Annotated in this window: 15 protein-coding genes and 1 pseudogene; 10 read left to right on the top strand and 6 right to left on the bottom strand. The window is 69.7% G+C overall.

Features of this window, described 5'->3' with window-relative positions; all coding sequences use genetic code 11:
- The first annotated feature begins 33 nt into the window (after positions 1–33).
- The 5 genes from FCH28_RS14095 to FCH28_RS14080 all read left to right on the top strand — a co-directional run bounded on the left by FCH28_RS14095 (position 34) and on the right by FCH28_RS14080 (position 4,967).
- Complete coding sequence (locus FCH28_RS14095; protein WP_136740218.1) at positions 34–1,287, top strand: cytochrome P450; 1,254 nt, start codon at positions 34–36, stop codon at positions 1,285–1,287.
- A 284-nt stretch (positions 1,288–1,571) separates the two neighbouring features.
- A complete protein-coding gene (locus tag FCH28_RS14090; protein ID WP_136740217.1) occupies positions 1,572–2,249 on the top strand; it encodes a hypothetical protein in 678 nt (225 codons plus the stop codon).
- Positions 2,246–2,791 (top strand): hypothetical protein, encoded by a 546-nt coding sequence (locus FCH28_RS38110; protein WP_169314154.1) that lies wholly within the window; start codon positions 2,246–2,248, stop codon positions 2,789–2,791. The genes FCH28_RS14090 and FCH28_RS38110 overlap by 4 nt, the downstream gene beginning before the upstream one ends.
- A 26-nt stretch (positions 2,792–2,817) precedes the next feature.
- On the top strand, positions 2,818–4,644 hold the full coding sequence (locus FCH28_RS14085) for a fatty acyl-AMP ligase (RefSeq protein WP_169314153.1): 1,827 nt from the start codon (positions 2,818–2,820) through the stop codon (positions 4,642–4,644).
- A 23-nt stretch (positions 4,645–4,667) separates the two neighbouring features.
- Positions 4,668–4,967, top strand: coding sequence for an acyl carrier protein (locus tag FCH28_RS14080; RefSeq protein WP_136740215.1), 300 nt, complete (start codon positions 4,668–4,670; stop codon positions 4,965–4,967).
- Between the two features lie 82 nt (positions 4,968–5,049).
- On the opposite strand, the gene FCH28_RS14075 is transcribed toward FCH28_RS14080, so the two are convergent.
- Positions 5,050–6,204 carry an ABC transporter substrate-binding protein gene (locus FCH28_RS14075; protein WP_136740214.1) on the bottom strand — a complete coding sequence of 385 codons (1,155 nt, stop codon included), beginning with the start codon at positions 6,202–6,204 and terminating at the stop codon, positions 5,050–5,052.
- 267 nt (positions 6,205–6,471) lie between these two features.
- Here FCH28_RS14075 and FCH28_RS14070 point away from each other — a divergent pair, with 267 nt between their 5' ends.
- From FCH28_RS14070 to FCH28_RS14060, 3 genes are all read left to right on the top strand, one after another.
- The gene (locus tag FCH28_RS14070) at positions 6,472–7,221 is read left to right on the top strand and encodes a GntR family transcriptional regulator (protein ID WP_136740213.1); all 750 of its coding nucleotides are present in this window, start codon (positions 6,472–6,474) and stop codon (positions 7,219–7,221) included.
- A gap of 387 nt (positions 7,222–7,608) precedes the next feature.
- Positions 7,609–7,857 carry a hypothetical protein gene (locus FCH28_RS14065; protein ID WP_030609187.1) on the top strand — a complete coding sequence of 83 codons (249 nt, stop codon included), beginning with the start codon at positions 7,609–7,611 and terminating at the stop codon, positions 7,855–7,857.
- Positions 7,858–7,866: 9 nt separating this feature from the next.
- Positions 7,867–8,142 carry a hypothetical protein gene (locus FCH28_RS14060; RefSeq protein WP_136740212.1) on the top strand — a complete coding sequence of 92 codons (276 nt, stop codon included), beginning with the start codon at positions 7,867–7,869 and terminating at the stop codon, positions 8,140–8,142.
- An 83-nt stretch (positions 8,143–8,225) separates the two neighbouring features.
- Here FCH28_RS14060 and FCH28_RS14055 read toward each other — a convergent pair whose 3' ends face one another.
- Both FCH28_RS14055 and FCH28_RS14050 read right to left on the bottom strand, forming a co-directional pair.
- A complete protein-coding gene (locus tag FCH28_RS14055) occupies positions 8,226–8,669 on the bottom strand; it encodes a hypothetical protein (protein ID WP_246102798.1) in 444 nt (147 codons plus the stop codon).
- Positions 8,670–8,799: 130 nt separating this feature from the next.
- Positions 8,800–13,221, bottom strand: a complete 4,422-nt coding sequence (locus FCH28_RS14050) for a hypothetical protein (protein ID WP_136740211.1) — start codon at positions 13,219–13,221, stop codon at positions 8,800–8,802.
- A 279-nt stretch (positions 13,222–13,500) separates the two neighbouring features.
- Here FCH28_RS14050 and FCH28_RS14045 point away from each other — a divergent pair, with 279 nt between their 5' ends.
- A complete protein-coding gene (locus tag FCH28_RS14045; RefSeq protein WP_136740210.1) occupies positions 13,501–13,914 on the top strand; it encodes a VOC family protein in 414 nt (137 codons plus the stop codon).
- Between the two features lie 122 nt (positions 13,915–14,036).
- Here FCH28_RS14045 and FCH28_RS14040 read toward each other — a convergent pair.
- Together FCH28_RS14040 and FCH28_RS14035 are read right to left on the bottom strand one after the other, a co-directional pair.
- Positions 14,037–14,164 (bottom strand): annotated as a pseudogene (locus tag FCH28_RS14040) (IS21-like element helper ATPase IstB); the annotation flags it as partial.
- 255 nt (positions 14,165–14,419) lie between these two features.
- Entirely contained in the window at positions 14,420–15,133 is a 714-nt protein-coding gene (locus FCH28_RS14035) for a bleomycin resistance protein (protein ID WP_136740209.1), read from the bottom strand.
- Between the two features lie 305 nt (positions 15,134–15,438).
- On the opposite strand from FCH28_RS14035, the gene trpC reads away from it, so the two are divergent.
- On the top strand, positions 15,439–16,254 hold the full coding sequence (gene trpC, locus FCH28_RS14030) for an indole-3-glycerol phosphate synthase TrpC (protein ID WP_136740208.1): 816 nt from the start codon (positions 15,439–15,441) through the stop codon (positions 16,252–16,254).
- Here the strand turns inward: trpC and trpD are convergent.
- Positions 16,226–17,284: an anthranilate phosphoribosyltransferase gene (gene trpD / locus FCH28_RS14025; protein WP_136740207.1), complete on the bottom strand. Its 1,059-nt coding sequence runs from the start codon at positions 17,282–17,284 to the stop codon at positions 16,226–16,228. The two genes, trpC and trpD, sit on opposite strands and share 29 nt — an antisense overlap.
- Positions 17,285–17,335 lie beyond the last annotated feature (51 nt).

Here is a 17,335-nt window from a genome sequence, read left to right as displayed (position 1 = left end):
CCTCCCGAAGCCTGGTGGAGAGAGAACCGACCCATGACAACGCACACACAGACCACCGAACCTGATGTGACCGACATCGATCCGGCCCAGCTGGATCTCACCGACCCCCAGACCTTCCTCGACGTCGACCCGCACGCCATGTGGCGCCAATTCCGGGAACAGAGCCCGGTCCACTGGCAGTCGGTCAGCGGCACCCGGATGCCCGGATTCTGGGCGATCTCCAAGTACGCCGACGTGGTCGACATCTACCGGGACAACAAGCGGTTCACCTCGGAACGCGGCAACGTCCTGGCGACCCTCCTCCAGGGCGAGGACTCGGCCTCCCGGAAGATGCTGGCGGTCACCGACGGGGCGCGGCACCGCGAGATCCGCAATCTGATGCTCAAGTCGTTCTCGCCCCGGGTGCTCCAGCCGGTGGTGGAGGGCGTGCACCGCCGCACCCGGGATCTGGTCGAACAGGCCCTGGAACACGGGCAGTTGGACTTTGTCACCGATGTCGCCGACCACATTCCGATCAACACGATCGGCGACCTGATGGACATCCCCGCCGCCGACCGTGAGCGCCTCGTCGAGTGGAACACGCAGACACTGTCCCGGCACAGTTCCGAGGACAGTGCGCTGGACGAGGTGATGGCCCGCAACGAGATCCTGCTCTACTTCTCCGAGCTGGCCGCCGAGCGGCGCAAGAACCCGGGCGAGGACGTCATCAGCACCCTGGCCACGGCCACGGTGGGCGGCGCGCCGCTGGCCGAGGACGAGATCGTCTTCAACTGCTACAGCCTCATCCTCGGCGGCGACGAGTCCAGCCGGATGTCCTCCATCGGCGGTCTCATCGCGTTCAGTGAAAACCCCGAGCAGTGGCGGAAGTTGAAGACCGGCGAGGTGGGAGCGGACAGCGCCACCGAGGAGGTGATGCGCTGGACCACCCCCGCCATGCACTTCGGGCGCCGGGCGCTGGAGGACGTCCCGCTGCGAGACCGGGTGATCAAGGCCGGTGATGTCGTCACCTTGTGGAACAGCTCCGCCAACTTCGACGAGGACGTCTTCACCGACCCGTACGTCTTCGACATCGCCCGCAACCCCAACAAGCATGTGGCCTTCGGGCACGGCCCGCACTTCTGCCTCGGTGCCTTCCTGGGCCGGGTGCATGTGAACGCCATGGTAGAGGCGCTGCGGGAGCGGGTGGCCGAAATCCGGCTCGATGGCCCTCCACAGCGGCTCTACTCCAACTTCGTCCACGGATACAGCGGTCTGCCCGTCACACTCACCGCGGAGGCGGCCGGTTGATCAGTACCGACAGGTCAGCAGGGTTGGCTGATTCGAACCGTGCAACCCGTTCAACCCGTTCAATCGGTTCAATCGGTTCAACCCCGACCTCCACGGCTGAGGCCGCCGCATCCCTGCGCGCGGTCCAGAGTTCCGTACTCGCCGACCTCCTCACGTCCTACCCGTACAACAGCGCGTCCCAGCTGCACGAGTACTTCGGTGACGGTCCACTGCCGTGGTCCTACGGGGGTTCCTGCGCCTGGCAGTCCTTCGAGGCCGGCCGGCTCGTCGCCGAACACTCGGGAGTGGGAGCCGAGTACCGGATCGATGGTCGGCATGTGGCCGCCGTCTACCGCGACGCGGACGGGATCACCGTCCTCGACCCCTACCTGCTGCACCGCGTCCCGCTGCGGCTGGAGCGGGCCGACGCGGTGGACGGCGCGGTGTCGCTGACGGCCGCGGCCTATCCGCTCAGGTCGCGCGCCGACGGCTCGCCCGCGCCGAGCAGTGTGCGGGTGCGCTGGCAACTCGACGACGACTCGATAGGCCTGACCTATCTGCGCTTCAGCCCGCGCCGAGGCCACAACGTGATCTCGCGCTCGTTCCTGCTGCGGCCGGACCAGGTGCTCACGCAGGCCCCGCCGGCCGCCCATGCCATCCGGCCGCAGCTGCTCCATTCCGAGCAGCACAGTGTCTCGGTACGCGTGGTCCACCCCGGCACCCAGCAACTGGCGGAGCTGATCCTGCCGTTGGCGGGGCGGCAGCTGCGGATCGACACCCGATCAATGATCACCAAGGACAACCAGGGTGCCGTGGCCCGGCAGGGGTCCCGGGAGTTCGACCGGGATCGCGAGATGGTCGCGGACGCGGTGGGTGTGCCGCCCCAGGACGTGGCAGGCGTCCTGCTCAAGGCCGCGGCGCTGCATCGCATCGCGGCCCCGGCCGGTCTTGAGTTGGCCGACTACTCCCTGGAGGACGAGTGACCGCCACGGACCACCAGTCGCCAGAGCCGGACCGAGCACAGTCGTTCTTCCTGGCCGGGACCATGCAAGGCGCCAGGACCGGTTCGAACCTCGTCGACCAGTCGTACCGGGCGGCACTGACCTCCAGCATCCGCGCCCGCCGGCCCGGCGCCGTTATCCACGACCCGGGTGTGCTGATGGCGGAGTGGGAAGCCGCGCATCCGGCCGACATACGCGCCGCCCACGCCAAACTGGCAGCAGTGCGGTCCGTCCACCGAAACGAGCTCGCACCCGAACTCCTCGACCTCACCGACATGTTCCACGAGCTCACCCTGCTGGCCGCGCGGAGCGACATCTGCGTGGCCTGGCTCCCGGGGCACGAACCCAGCATGGGCACGGCCGCCGAGATGCTCTCCGCCTACCGGGCCGGCCGCACCGTCGTTGCGATCACCGCCATGCGGCAGAACCTCGCCGTGCTCGCCTGCTCGACGGTGATCCTCCCGGACCTGCCCGCCTTCACCCAGTGGCTCGACCGCGAGGCAGCTCAACACCACATCGTCTGAAGACAGTTCTGAAGGAGAGTGAAGCCGTGGACCGTCCGACCGCACAGCCCCAAGCCGAGACCCTCGTCGACGCGCTCCTGGAACGCGCCCGGGGGAGCGCTGCCGACCTGCCGCTCTTCACCGCGCTGGGCGCGGACGGCGAGCAGATCGGGCAGCTGACCGCGGCCGGGCTGCTGGAACGCGTCCGCGCCGTGACCGGCGCGCTGCGGGCGGTCGCCGCGCCCGGGGAGCGCGTCATCGTGCCCGCCCTACCGGGGCTCGACTTCCACGTGGCCTTCCTCGCCTCTCTCCACGCGGGATTGATCGCGGTGCCCGTACCGGCCCTGCACACCCGCGCACAACACCGCGCAACCGTCCGCTCCGATCGGCTCATGTCGATCCGTCGTGACTGCGCACCTGTCGCGGCGCTGGTCTCCACGGCCGAGGACGCCGAGGACGCGCGGCATGCCGACGCCGGTCCTGAGCCGGCGCTGGCCTGGATACCCGTACAGCAGCCCGCCGGCGTGGAAGCGGTGCCCCCCGCCGCCGCGGCATCCGACCCCACCGCCACCGCCCTGCTCCAGTACACCTCGGGCTCGACGGGCGACCCCCGTGGGGTGATCGTCAGCCACGCCAACCTGGTCGCCAACCAGCGGGCGCTGCGCGACCGCTGCGAGATCGACTCCGAGACCACCGTGGTCACCTGGCTGCCGTTCTTCCACGACATGGGGCTGTGCACCGGAGTCGTCCTGCCCCTCGTGTCGGGGGCGGCCGCCGTCTCGATGGAGCCCGCCACCTTTGTGTCCGACCCACGTGTCTGGCTGCGCGCCATCGAAGCGGAGGACGATGTGTTCGCGGCCGCTCCGGACTTCGCGTACGACCTGTGCGTACAGCGGATTCCGGAGGCCGAGCGGGCCCGGATCGACCTGGCGACCTGGCGGGTGGCCGCCAACGGCGCGGAGCCGGTACGGGCGGCGACGCTGCGGCGCTTCGCCGAGGCGTTCCGGCGCAGCTTCTTCCGCGAGGAAGTCTTCTCGCCGGGGTACGGGCTCGCCGAGTGCACGCTCAGCGTCACCTTGGGGCAGCCGCTCTTTCCGACCCCGGTGCGCCACTACGACCGGACCGCGCTCGCGGAGGGCAAGGCCGCGCCGGCCGCGCCGTCCCCCGACAGCGTCGAGCTGGTCGGCTGCGGCACCGCGATCCCCGGAACCCAGGTGTGCGTCGTCGACCCGGAGACCCGCCATCCGCTGGCCGAGCGGGTGGTCGGCGAGATCTGGGTGGACGCGCCCGGAAACTGCGGCGGGTACTGGGGCAACGAGGCCGAGACGGCCAAGGTCTTCGGCGCGCGGATCGAGGGAGGCATCCCGGGAACGGAAGAGAGCTACGAAGGAAGCGATGGAGGCACCCGGGAAGGAAGCCGTGAAGCAAGCCGTGAAGCAAGCCGTGAAGCAAGCTACGTCCGCACCGGCGACCTGGGCTTCCTCGACGGTGGCGAGCTGTTCGTCACCGGGCGGCTCAAGGACCTGCTGATCATCGGCGGTGAGAACTACTTCCCGCAGGACCTGGAGGCGGTGGCTTGCTCCGCCCACGAGGCCTTCGCGCACCAGCGCGCCGCGGCCTGGCCGCCGGCCGAGGAGCGCGACGGGGTCGCTGTCGTCATCGAGACCGGCGAGCGCGACCCGGAGGTGCTGGCCGAGGCCGTCCGAGCCGCCGGTATCGCGGTGGCCAAGGCGCTGCCCGCCCCGGTGAGCGTCTTCGCGGTGGGCAGGAACAAGGTGTCCCGCACCACCAGCGGCAAGATCCGCCGCCGGGCCTGCGCCCAACAGATGGCGGCGGGGCAGCTGCGGCCGCTCGCCCAGTGGTCAAGCCGTTGAAGTCGAAGAGGAGAGCCACAACGATGAATGCTCACCGGACAGCCCCGCAGGAGATCACCGAGCAGGAGGTCTCCGATCACCTCGTCCAGGTGCTCGCGGACCTGCTGGAGCTGGCGCCGGACGCCATCGACCCCGATCTACCGCTCAGCGCCTTCGGGATCGACTCGGCGACCAGCACATGGCTCGCGGGCGAGCTGGAACGGTGGTGCGGCTTCCCGTTGGACCGGAAGCTGTTGCTCGGTCGGCCGAGCATCGTCGAGGCCGCGGAGGACGTGGTGGCGTTCCTGCGCGCGCAGCCGGATGCCGAGGCCCGAAGCCTGTGAAACGGTGCCGCCGCTGAGCCGCGTGGTGCCCGCCGCTGAGAGAAAGCGGCGGGCACCACGTCGGCCCTGATGCGCGTCGCGGTCATTCGGAGACGGCGTCGCCCCAGCTCTGCTCGATGAAGGACTTGGCGCTGTTCTGCTGGGACTCGGTCGGGAAGCTCGGTGTGCCGGAGACCTTCGGCAGCTTCGCCGCCGCGGTCTTGTTGATCGTGCCGGCCTTCTTCATGGCGGCCATCAGAGCCGGGCGGGCGTATCCCTTGAGTCTGAGGTTCTGGCCCTCGGGGCTGTAGAGGTACTCCTGCCACAGGCGCGCGGCCGCCGGGTGCGGCGCGTCGATGTTGATGGCCTGCGAGTAGTACTGGGAGAACTCGCCGTCCGAGGGGACCACGACCCTCCAGTCGAGGCCCTTGGACTTGAACGCGTCGGTGTACCCGGCGTTGAGGTAGTCCCAGTCGATGCTGATCGGCGTCTGGCCCTTGGCGATGGTGGCCGGGGTGGTCTCGACCCGCGTGTAGTTGCCGTTCTTCTTCAGCTTGGCGAAGAAATCTATGCCGGGCAGGATGTCGTCGAAGGAGCCGCCGTTGGCGAGGGCGGCCGCGTACACGGCGCCGAAGGCCGAACCCGACTTGGTGGGGTTGCCGTTGAGCGCGACCTTCCCCCTGTACTGCGGCTTGAGCAGATCCTTGAAGCTGGTCGGGCAGGTCTGCACACGGCTGGCGTCGCAGCCGAAGGAGATATAGCCGCCGTAGTCGTTCGCCCAGCGGGCGATCGAGTCCCTCTGGGCATCGGGGATGTCAGCGAATCCTTCGACCATGTACGTCGCGAGCAGCCCCTCCTGGGCGGCGCTCTGCGCGAAGGAGGTGCCGAGGTCGAGGACGTCGGGCGCGTTGTCCTTGCCCTTGCGCGAGGTGACCGCGTTGATCTCGTCCTGGCTGGCGCCGGTCGGCTTCTCGACCTCGACCTTGATGCCGTACTTCTTCTCGAAGCCGTCGATCAGGGCGCCGTAGTTGGCCCAGTTCCGGGGCAGCGCTATCGCATGCAGCGTGCCCTCCTTCTTGGCCGCCTTGGCCAGAGCGCCGATGCCGCCGAAGTCCTTGGCCGTGGTCGCGGTGGCCGCGCTCTTGCCGTCGGAGCCGGTCGACGCGTCGGAGGACGCGCTGCAGGCGCTGAGGGGGAGTGCGGTAGCGACGGCGAGGACGCCGGTGAGGACGGCGGTCCTCGGCTGGAACACGGTCACGATCTCTCCAGGGGTACGCACAGAGGGGTTGAGGGGTGTCATGCGGGGCCACACAGGGGATGCACGTGGGGGGTGAAAGCCTGTCCGATGAACTTGTCTGAACAAGTTGGGCCTCAGTAGGCCCAAGAATGGTGTCCAGTCGGTAAACATTGGCTAAACGAATGACCCCGATTCCCTCACAATCCCAGCTCACGCGATGATCACGGCAGCTCGTCTAGGCTGGCCGCGCATCACAATTTGCGCACAACCCCGCGCGAGAGAGGAAGCATGGCGGCACGACACGAGGAGATCGCCGAAGAGCTCAGGCGGGCGATCGACCGCGAGGACTACACCGTGGGCAGTCTGCTCCCCGCGGAGACCGAGCTCGCGGCCCACTACGGCGTCTCGCGCGGCACGGTCCGCCAGGCCATCGCCGCCCTGACCACCGAGGGGCTCATCGGGTCACGCCAGGGCGCCCGCCGTGTGGTCCTGGCCGGCCGCCGCAGCCAGAGCTTCACCGAGCTGTGCAGTTTCGCGCAGTGGGCGCACGCGATGGGCCGAGAGGCGACCGGGCACGTGGTGTCGTCCGCCTACCACCCCGCGACGCCGGAGGACTCCGAACGACTCCAACTCCCGCTCGGCACACGGGTGTTGCATATCCTACGGGTGCGCGGTCTGGGCGGCCGGCGGGTGCTGCTGGAGCGAACCGTGTACGCGGACTGGATCGCCCCCGCCGTCGAGCGCATCGAGCCCGAGTGCCCGTCCGTGACGCAGCGGCTGTACGAGGACGAGGGCCTGGTCTTCGCGTACGGCGAGTATCTGATCGACGCCGTGGCGGCGGGCGCCCAGGACGCCGAGCTCCTCGGCGTGCGCCGTACCAGCCCGCTGCTGCGCGTCCGGCGGGTGACCACCACGCGCGCAGGGCGCCCCGTGGAGTGGTCGGAGGACCGCTATCGCTCGGACGCCGTGAGCTTCAGCGTCCACAACTCGACGGGGAACAACGCGCTGGCTCGCAAAACGGGCCCCGCCATGAGCTGAGCGGTCTCACGTCGGTCCACACGTCATAGGACTCGCTCACCGCCTCTTCGCCGCGCCCGCCGGATCCGGCCCCGCTCCCCGCACTCCGCGGCGCGATCGCTCCCCATATGACATCGGACGAGTTCACCGGCACTGCAACCGCCTCCGCACCGCACCGCCCCGATATTCCGCGCCCCATGGACCCGTAACGACGAGCCCTCCACAAATTTGTGGGCACATTCCGGACAACTTAAGGGTGCGCCCGACGACTTCTCGTAGCGGACTTATTCGGGATCTTCAGGGCGTCCGAATCCACTCTGTTGAATCTTCGAGATCTTGACGGGAAACAGCGAGGACAGGTAGCCATTTAGGGGAGAAGCAATAACCGAGAATCACGGAGGATTTACCATGGCCGGTCCTTTTCGCCTCGCCCCGCAGGAAGTGCAGGCGCACATCCCCACCTGGGCCTTCGGCAGGCAGACCAAGGTGATCGTCGACTGCAAGGCCGATGGAAACTTCGAGATGACGGCCGGCGGGTCCGCGACTGAGGTCAACGCACTCAGGGTGGGACGCAATGAGTTCGAGCGCTCGTTCGGTGGCGTCGAGTTAGCCGTCAAAAACCTGACCCTTGAGGACATCACCGTGACGACGGAATAGGCGCGCGCCATGCCTTGGACGTTCGACAAGAGCCGGATGGAAGTCGTCGGTCAGCTCACCAATTCCGAGCAAGAGACGTTCGACATATTCCAGAACGCGATCCAGAGCGACGGACTCCACCCCGCCCAGGCAGCCGCGAGGGCCGGAGACACGAACTACAAGAGGTTGCTGGGCGACCAGTTCCAGATCCGCCTGAGCCAGAGCTCACGCGCCACATTCCTGGTGCTGGACGACGGAGGAGGCAACGGAAGGGTGGAGATGCTCCAACTCGCCGGCCATACGTAACAGGTCTTGAGCCCAATACGAGGCCTCGCGCCCCTGCCCGGAGTCGGGCAGGGGCCCACTCGTACCTCCCCCTGCAACGCGCTTCAGCCGTGTTGCTGCGCAGCCGCCGCGCGACGCTTGACGCGGAAGACCACCCAGATCAGCAGGACCACAAAGAGCAGGGCGATGAAGCCCAGCAGGAGCAGAAATCCGACCAGGCCACTGAGGCCTTTCGGGCTGCTCTTTTTCGACCACTTCGACCCCGAGGACTTCTTACCCGCGTAGACGGTCTTGGAGGGGGCCGAGAGCTGTCGGTCGTGGCGGTACCCGGCCTGCTGCGCGGGAGAGACGGGTGCGATGGCCGTCACCCTGGAGCTCTCGGCCGTAGCGTGGCCCGCCGCCGCAGCCGGCGCGGCACCAACGGCGAGCAGGCCGGCCAGCAGCGCCGGCACGAGGGCAATCCGCCCGATCCGGCGCGTAACCGACTTCCGGGCGGTCGGCCCCGACGAATCAGGCGCGTGTCCGGGCCCCATGGAGTTCATGGGCATCTTGTGTCCCCCTTCGGGTTAGGCGTTCAGCCAGTATGAGGGGGCGCGGGTGCCGCCCCGATGGAGAGGCCTCGACCTTCATCGCACGGTCATCACACAGCCATAGGACGACCATAAAAAGCCGGGGACGTCAGGGGCAGGGGTCGACGAGGGGCGTTCGGGATGCGTGGTGGAGGAGGGCGGCGGGGGTGGTGCGGGAGTCGGGCATGGGCCAGTAGGGGTCCTTGCCGGTCAGGGCGGCGAAGAGGCGTTGCCAGGCTTCGTCGTCCGTGCCCAGGAGCTTGCCGGCCAGGGCGGCCAGTTCGCTCGTGGCGTCCTGGACGGCGGTCTGGAGGGTGGTGGGGACTTCCTGGCGGACGGAGGCTTCGGCGAGGTAGTGGAGCATCCGGTTGGCCATGGCGCCACCATGGACGAACTCCTTGCCGGAGAGCAGACCCCGTTCGAGAAGGGCGTCGAGGACGGCGGCCCACTCCTCGCGCTGGAGCGACAGGTTCGGGATGTTCCCGATGGCCGCACGGGCCCAGCTGGGGCCGCGGTCGGTCAGGGTGCGGTCGATGAAGTTGGACCAGTACTCGAAGGCCGCCGGCGCGAGCTCGTCCGGCGCGTCCGGCAGCCGGGCGATGGTGGCCCATACCCGCGAGCGGAACGGCTCCTGTCCGTGGGCCTGGATCAGGACGTCCCAGTCGCGGGTGTAGGGGAGGTCCAGGATCTCCTCGTGTTCGTACTCCCCGCAGGTGCGGAGCTTGGCGACGAGGCGCTCCGTGCTCAGTTCCTTGTCGAGGCGGGCGGTGAGGACCGCGTCCGGGTCGGGCGCGGACAGCGCCTTCGTGGCGACCTTGGCGGCGCCCACGCTGAGCAGGCCCCGGTCGATCAGCGAGCGGAGACGGTCGGGGCCACCGTGGCGAAGCGTGTTGCGCGCGGCCAGGAGGTGGTCCGGGAGGGGGACACGCTTGCCCCACGAGGTGAGGGCGTGCTCCACGAGTTCGAGGTCGGCTGCTTCGACCTGAACGCGGTGGTACTTCGCCGACCGCTTGTCGAAGTAGGCCGTTTTGAGGAGCCGTTCGCGGAGCTCCGGGGCGAGCGGGAGGAGGTCGTCCGGCCCGTCGGCGGTACGGCCCTGGGGCCGGCGGGAGAGGACGATCCGGCGGATCTCGACGGTCGAGCTGCTGTTGTAGCGGTCCCCGTACAGCGTCGCGTTGATCGTGGGGTCGTCGACGGTCAGGAGCCGCAGGTTCAGGTCCCGGCGGCGGGAGCTTCGCGCCAGGACGAGCAGCGCGGCGCGGTCGTCGTGGGTGAACAGATGGTCCAGGAAGGGGTCGGGCAGATAGTGGGTCGCACGGGCGCGCTCGGTGAGGGTGAGCGTGGCCTGCGCGTCCAGCCGCGGCAGTACGGCCGCGAGAGCGTCGGTGCCCGCGTGGAGCAGGAGTCCGGCGCCTGCCGGGGTGAGCACCGTGGGCACGGTGGGGACGGCGTCCGCGCTGCCGTGGTCGAGCAGGTCGGTGAAAGGCCGCTCGGCCCAGTCGGCGGTGTCCATGGCGGCGAGGGCGCGCAGCCACCGCTCGGGATCGGTGCCGAGCCGGTCGGCGACCAGCCGGCGCGCGGCACGCACCGCTGCCTCGGCCGGCACCTGACGGGTGAACCAGTCTCCCGGCAGCGGTGACATCTCGCGTACGGGCGTACGGGCGACCATCTCGCTGGGTGCGACGATCCCCTGCCGACAGGCCAACAGGTCGGGCTTCCCGGACCGTTCGGTCATCGTCTCGGCGAGGCGCCGACGGGTGTCGGGCGAGGCGTGCCGGTCACACGCCTCCACGAGCCAGTCGGGATGGGAGAGCCCGGGGACGTCGGACGTGAGCGTGGCGGCGAGGACGTCGAGCACAGCGGGGTCGGTGGGCAGCGGTGCGCCCGCGACGAGCGTGCGGAGCAGGTGTGCCGAGGCGAGGGCCGCGTGCGGGTCGAGGATCCTCTCCCGCTCCCGTTGCTCGGCGTGGGTGAGTGCGGGTGCGGGTGTCCTGGCCGGGGCCGGGGCGTCGGTGGTCCGGGCGTTCGCGTCGAGGCGGGCCAGCTCCTCGGCGCCGGGTCGGGGGCCGGCCACATTCGCGGCCGTGGTGATCAGTTCGGCGAGCGACCCGACGAAGGTTCCGACCAGGTTGAGCGCGATGACCCACGCTTCCGGGTGGCCTGCCAGGTGCTCGCGTACGAGGTCGACGGCGTGCCGGTGTGCCCGGACACCGACGGCGTCGTGGCCGAGGTACATGAGGGCCACCGCGGCCGGCTGGGCGGTGTCGACGAGCCGCTCGGGGCCGAGCACGCCCCGCTCGACGGTTTCGACGAACCAACCGTGCAGGTTGACGTCGTAGGGCTCGGCACGCAGATGGTCGATCGGCTCGGATTCGAGGGTGCTCGCGCGGGTGGTGAGTGCCTGGCGGATCGCCTCGTCGACGTCCTCGTGACGGAGGAGTTCCTCGATGGGCTCGGGCTCGAAGGTGTGCTCGTGGTGGGCGGCGATCAGGCGCGGGAAGTCGTACACATAGGGCTCGTGCACGATCTCCCGCATCAGCCGGCGGGTGGCGTTGCGTCCGCGCGGGGCGGCGAAGACCGCAGGCAGCGCGTCGGGGTCTTCGTAGGGCAGCGCGTCGGGGTCTCCGTGGAGTTCGAGGCCGTCCCGGAGCCGTTCCAGGCCGTCGGGGTGCTCCAGCGCGGCGGCCGCCTTGGAGAGGACCGAGGAAGGGTGGGCGTCGGCGGGCAGATCGAGGAGCCGGCGCACGGCGTCAGGGCCGCCGCGTTCCCATACCCGGACCACGGAGAAGCGGCACGCGCGGTCGCTCGCTCGCCAATCCCCGGAGCCCCAGGAGTGCAGGACCAGTTCGGGGTCGCCGCTCGTGATCAGCGGGCTGCGACGGAACCGGTCCTCGGTGGCGAGGAGTTCGGTGCGCAGCTCGGCGTCGAGGGGGACGAGCTCGGTGCGGCCCGGGGTGCGCGGGACGCCGGAGGCGATCGCACGGCGCAGCGAGAGGGTGGCCTTCTGGTTGCGGTACACGGCGGCGTTGACCGTCGGTTCGTCGCACTCGGTCAGCCGACGCAGATCGCGTATGCCGAGGGTGATGTTGCCACCGATGGTGGCCCGCGCGCGGGGGTCGGACGCCGCGAGCGCGGTGTCGAGGGCGTGCGCCGGCAGCGAGCCCTTGCCGAGCAGGGCGTGCAGCAGCTCGTCGGGCAGGTGCGGGAGCAGCTCGCGCAGATCGTCGGGTTCGGTGGCGTACAGCAGGAACCGGTACGGCTTGGTCAGCGCGGGAGGTGTGACCGAGGGCGCGGGCTCGGGCACCGTGCCGTCGGCGATACCGGACAAGAGGTCGGCGAGGGTGCCCTTGTACCGGGATAGGGAGGTGCGCAGAGTGGCCCAGCGTCGCGGATCGGCGCCGAGTCGGCGGTGGACGAGGGTGCGCAGGGGTGCGGTGGGACCGAGTTCGCGCAGAGCCTGGGCCGCTGTGCGTGCGGGGGCAACGGTGTCGAGGACGAGTGTGGTGAGGCCTGCGTGGTCGTCGGACGGGCCAAGGCCGGCGGCGATCGTCAGAAGCTCGGGGTGGCCGGGCGTGCGGGCGGCGACGCGCAGCAGGGCTGGAGAGGACGGCGCGGCCTCGGCGACGACCACGGGGTGGGTGCGGTACAGGTCGGCGAGCAACTGCTCGGAACAGCCGGGGTGCGCGGCGAGGACGCGTACGACCGGTTCCGGCAGCGGCGCGGACTGATGGGCCGTCACAATGGCGTCCCAGGCGACCGTACGGCGCCAGGCCGGTTCGGCTTCGCCCGCGCGGAGTCCGGCCACCATGCCCTCGGGTCCCTCGGCGGTGGCCACTGCGGCGCGCAGCCGGTCACCGCCGGTCTTGCCGTCGGTCTCGCTGTCGGTGTCGAGTGCGCTGCGTGCGATGTCGGCAACGGCGGGGTGCAGGCCGGCGGCCGGGCCGGTTGCCTGGCCGGTTGCCGGGGCGAGCAGCGCGCGCAACCGCTCGGGATACGAGAACAGCTGGAGTACGGCACGCAGCTGCTCGGCCGTGGTCAGCGCGCGGCCGCAGGCACGCAGGGCGTGCTCGACCAGCTCGGGTACTTCGCTGACCACTGCCGCACCCACGAAGTGTGGCAGTGCCGGCGCTTCCTGGGTGGTCGCGCGGATACGGGTCTGTAGGGCGGCGAGAGCGGTGGGCTCGGGGTGCCGCCCCGGGGAGAGGATGAGACGGCGCATCCAGGGACGGGCCTCGGCATGCTCGTACACGCATTGATCGACGACCGGGTCGGGGCGTTCGAGCAGCGCGACCAGGTCGTCGACGGTGAGACCCTCGGCCCGGGCCAGGGCCCGCCGTACGCGCACGTCGGGGTCGCCGGCCGCCTTCGCGCGGGCCTCTGTGGTGAGGGGCACCCACGTGAGGAAACGGGGCTCCGCTTCGCCCAGCCGCCGACGTATCCGCCCGGCGTCGCCGGGAGCGCCCCCGGCGAGCAGCAGCGCGAGCAGTTGGGCGCCCTTCCGGTCGTAGCGGGGCACTGAGCCTGATGTCACCGATCGGTCCTTGCTTCTGTGGTGTGTCGTCTGCGGTGCGTCATTCCTGGTGTGTCGTCTGCCGTGCGTTGTCTTCGCACGGTGGTCCGACGGGAACACCCCATCACACCCGCATGAACCGCTCTCCCGGAGGGTTCGTAAGGGGCGCCCGAAATTCCCCTTCCCCCAGAAGAGTTGAACGCTCTGGCCTGGCTAGGGCGTCGCTGAACTCCGCCGGGGATATCTCAGGGAACGCGGTCGAGTCAGAACCGGAGCCGGAACTGGGCTAGAAAGGTGGGTATGGAACTCACCCAGATACGCTTGTTGGTGTCCGACTTCACCGTCGTCTACCGCTTCTACCGGGACGTGCTCGGGCTCAAGCCGCAGTTCGAGGCCGAGAGTGGCCCGTACGCCAAGCTCAGCCCCGACACTGGACAAGCCGCAATCGCGCTGCAAGACCGCACGCAGATGGCTGACGTGCTGGGGCGGTTAAGGACAGAGCCTGAGGGATATCGCGCGCTGGTGGTGCTGCGGGTGGACGACCTGAACGCAGCCCACGCTGAACTCACCTCGAGGGGTGCGGAGTTCACCCGAGGCCCGAGCCCGATGGGCGACCGGATGCGGGTTGCATACCTGGAGGACCCCGAAGGGAATCTGATCGAGCTTCAGGAGTGGCTGGTGCTACGCGAGCAGGCTCGTAGCTCGCCGGCGTAGAAGGACCACCGGCGGCCCGGATAGGTCCCCACCAACTGGCCGTCATCACCCCCAGGGTGGCTGCGGCGAGACAGATAGCGGCAGGTCAGCCGGCCTTGGCGGGCTCCTCAGCCCGTGCCGGGTGGGAAGTTCGCCGCCTTGATCCGCCGCTCCGAGCGGCGGCGAGCCCGGTCATCGCACTCGGCCATCATCAGTTCGGCGAGGAAACCCCGGTAGCTCATCGCTCCTTCAGTGCCCGCTTGGCGATGTCGGGAACTCCTTGTGGATCGACATCCAGGTCGACATCCAGGCGGACAGCGCCTTCGGCGATCAGCCTCGGGCTGCGTGCGCCGAGGGTTGTCGGTGCCGGGGGATACTCCGCGCTGCCCAGGAGGAACGCGGTACGAACAAGGGCCCTCCGGGGAAGCCGGCACCCGCCGCCGGATGGGGGAACCCGGCGGCAGAGGCCGCGACTGTGCCCTACTTCTGGGCGTCGATGTCGACCTGGATGCCTCCTGCCCGAGGATCACCTGTAAGTCGAGGACCGTAGCTCGGCGAGTCGCGCCAAAGCCTCGGAGGCCGACGCGCGTTCCTCCTCGGAGAGCTGGAGCTCAGCGGCCTGCGTCAGCAGCCGCGCGGCCAGGGCGTCGTCGCCGAGCCGCTGCGCGATGTCCCCCCGCAACACCAGCAGGCGCAGATGCTGTGCAGGGGTGGGGTGCTCGCCCTCCAATCTCAGTGCGTGGTCGATGATCTTCGCGGCGCCCGGTAGATCCTGCTTGGAGTCGACGAACAGATCGGCCATGTGCACTGCCCGTGCGAAGGTTTCCTTGGGTACCGGCCGGAGGCTCTGGTCCTCGCTGATCTGCTGGCCGACGCGGATGCTGTTGCCGCCGGGGTCGGTCATCAGGAACTGCCGCATTCCGTAGGACATGTTCTTCAGCGGCCCGATGCGCGGCAGCCCGCGGGTGGGGATCTTCCCGTATGCCGCCTTGAGCCCCTCACGGAACGTCGCGTACAGCCCGTCCACGTGGTCCGTGACGATGTAGCAGGCGGAGTAGGACCCCGCCGGGTCGTACCCCTTGATGCCGCTGAACTGCAGCTGGACGGGGCCACGTTCGACAACGGCGTAGGGATAGGGGCTCTTCTGTCGGAAGGTCGTCTCGAAGCCCAGCGCGGTGTAGAAGTCGACCACCGGCTGGATCTCATGGCAGGGCAGGATCGGGATGGTCTTCTCAGTCATGCACCCATTCTAGTCAAAGTTGACTAGAGCGTGCGTTGATCGTGTGGCCGCATGGCGTCACGCGACCATGGTCGGTCACCGGTTCACGCTTGCCGTGCCAGAGCCGCTCCGCTGACGTTCCCCCGACATTCGATATTCGAACGGATCAGAGATATCCGCCATCCCCACCTGCGAGTTTCATTCAATGCTTAAGGTGGTGGTTTTCGATTTTGGTCGTTCCTAGTGTTTCTTCTGCGGTGGCGCCACCTGCCGGTCGCGGATCGGCTCGAATCGGTCCGGCGCCCCGAACGGGGAAGGACACGGCCATGAACGCACTCGACGAGCTCGTCGAGGGGGCTCGCGCCGATATGGCGGACCGCCGACGCGACATTTCCCAGGCCGAGTTGGCCGACCGGGCGGCCGACTTCGGACCGGGCGGTCCGGACTGCGTCGCGCTGCTGCGCGGCACGGACGGCGTGAAGGTGATCGCCGAGGTGAAGCGGGCCAGCCCGTCCAAGGGGGCGCTGGCCGAGATCGCCGATCCGGCGGCGCTGGCCGCCGACTACCAGGCCGGCGGTGCCAGTGCGGTGAGCGTACTCACCGAGCGGCGCAGGTTCGGCGGCTCGTTGGCGGACCTGGATGCGGTTCGGGCCAGGGTTGAAGTCCCGCTGCTGCGCAAGGACTTCATCGTCGACCCCTACCAGCTGTGGGAGGCGCGGGCGCACGGAGCGAGTCTGGCGTTGCTGATTGTCGCGGCGCTGGAGCAGCCACAGCTGGCCGAACTGCTCGCCCAGGCAGTGGAGATCGGGCTGACGCCGCTGGTGGAGGTGCACGACGAGGCGGAGGCCGAACGGGCGGTGGCGGCCGGTGCCCGTCTCGTCGGGGTCAACGCCCGGAATCTGCGGACCTTGGAAGTGGACCGCGCGACGTTCGCCCGGGTCGCCCCGGTGCTCCCGGACGATGTGGTGCGGATCGCCGAGTCCGGCGTCCGCGGGCCCCAGGACGTGGTGGAGTACGCGGCTCATGGGGCGGACGCGGTGCTGGTGGGCGAGTCGGTGGTCACCGGCGGCAGCCCCAGGGAGGCGGTCGCCGCCTTGGTCGCGGCCGGCCGGATCAGCCGCCCTGAGCGTGCTTGGCGGTGACCGCCGCCCAGCGTTCCAGTAGGGCCGCTGCGGCACCCGAGTCGATGGCCGAGGCGGCCTGCTCCACGCCGGCCGCAAGCCGCTCGGTGACGGGGCGCCGGCTGGGCTCCAGGGCCGCGAGGCCGGCCGCGGCCGACAGCAGTACGGCGTCCCGTATCGGTCCCCGGGCCCCGGCGAACACTTCGTGGGCGACCCGGGCGTTGTGAGCGCGGTCGCCGCCGCGCAGGGCTGCGGCCGGCGCGTAGTCGATGCCGATGGCCCGCGGGTCGAAGGACTCGATGCGCACCTCGGTTCCGACGACCGACCAGACCGTGGAGGTAGTGGTGACCGTCAGTTCGTCCATTCCGTCGTCGCCGCGGAAGACCAGCGCCGACACCCCGCGGCGGGCCAGCACTCCGGCGATCAGTGGCGCATGGCGTGGATCCGCTACGCCCACCGCCTGGGCGGTGGGTGAAGCCGGGTTGGCCAGCGGGCCCAGCAGATTGAAGGCGGTGCGGATGCCGAGCTCGCGGCGTGGCCCGGCCGCGTGCCTCATCGCCGGGTGGAAGGCGGGGGCGAAGCAGAAGGTGATGCCGGTCTCCTCGGCGACCGCCGCGACGTCTTCCGGCGCCAGGGTCAAGGCCACACCCAGCTCCTCCAGCACATCGGCCGATCCGCAGGCCGAGGACGCCGAGCGATTGCCGTGTTTGATCACCCGGGCGCCTGCCGCGGCCGCCACGATCGCCGACATGGTGGAGACGTTCACGCTGTTCGAGCCGTCGCCCCCGGTCCCGACGATGTCCACCGCCGGGCCCGGAACATCGAGCGGTACGGCGTGCCGGTACATGGCGCGCACCATGCCCTCGATCTCGTCGACGGTCTCTCCCTTGGCGCGCAGTGCCACCAGCAGACCGGCCAGCTGGGCCGCCCCGGCGCTGCCCGTCATCACCTGGTCCATGGCCCAGGCCGTGTCGTGAGCGGTCAGATCCCTGCGTTCCAGCAGTGCGTTGAGCAGTTCCGGCCAGGTACGACCCTGCGGCTCGGCAGTCACGGGGACTCTCCTTGAAAGGCGCCAGCGGACGTTTCGCCGTCCAGTCTGTAA

The sequence above is a fragment of the Streptomyces piniterrae genome (genome assembly GCF_005048155.1).
In the GTDB taxonomy this organism is placed as follows: Bacteria; Actinomycetota; Actinomycetes; order Streptomycetales; family Streptomycetaceae; genus Streptomyces; species Streptomyces piniterrae.
This window is presented reverse-complemented; position numbering and strand designations above follow the sequence as displayed.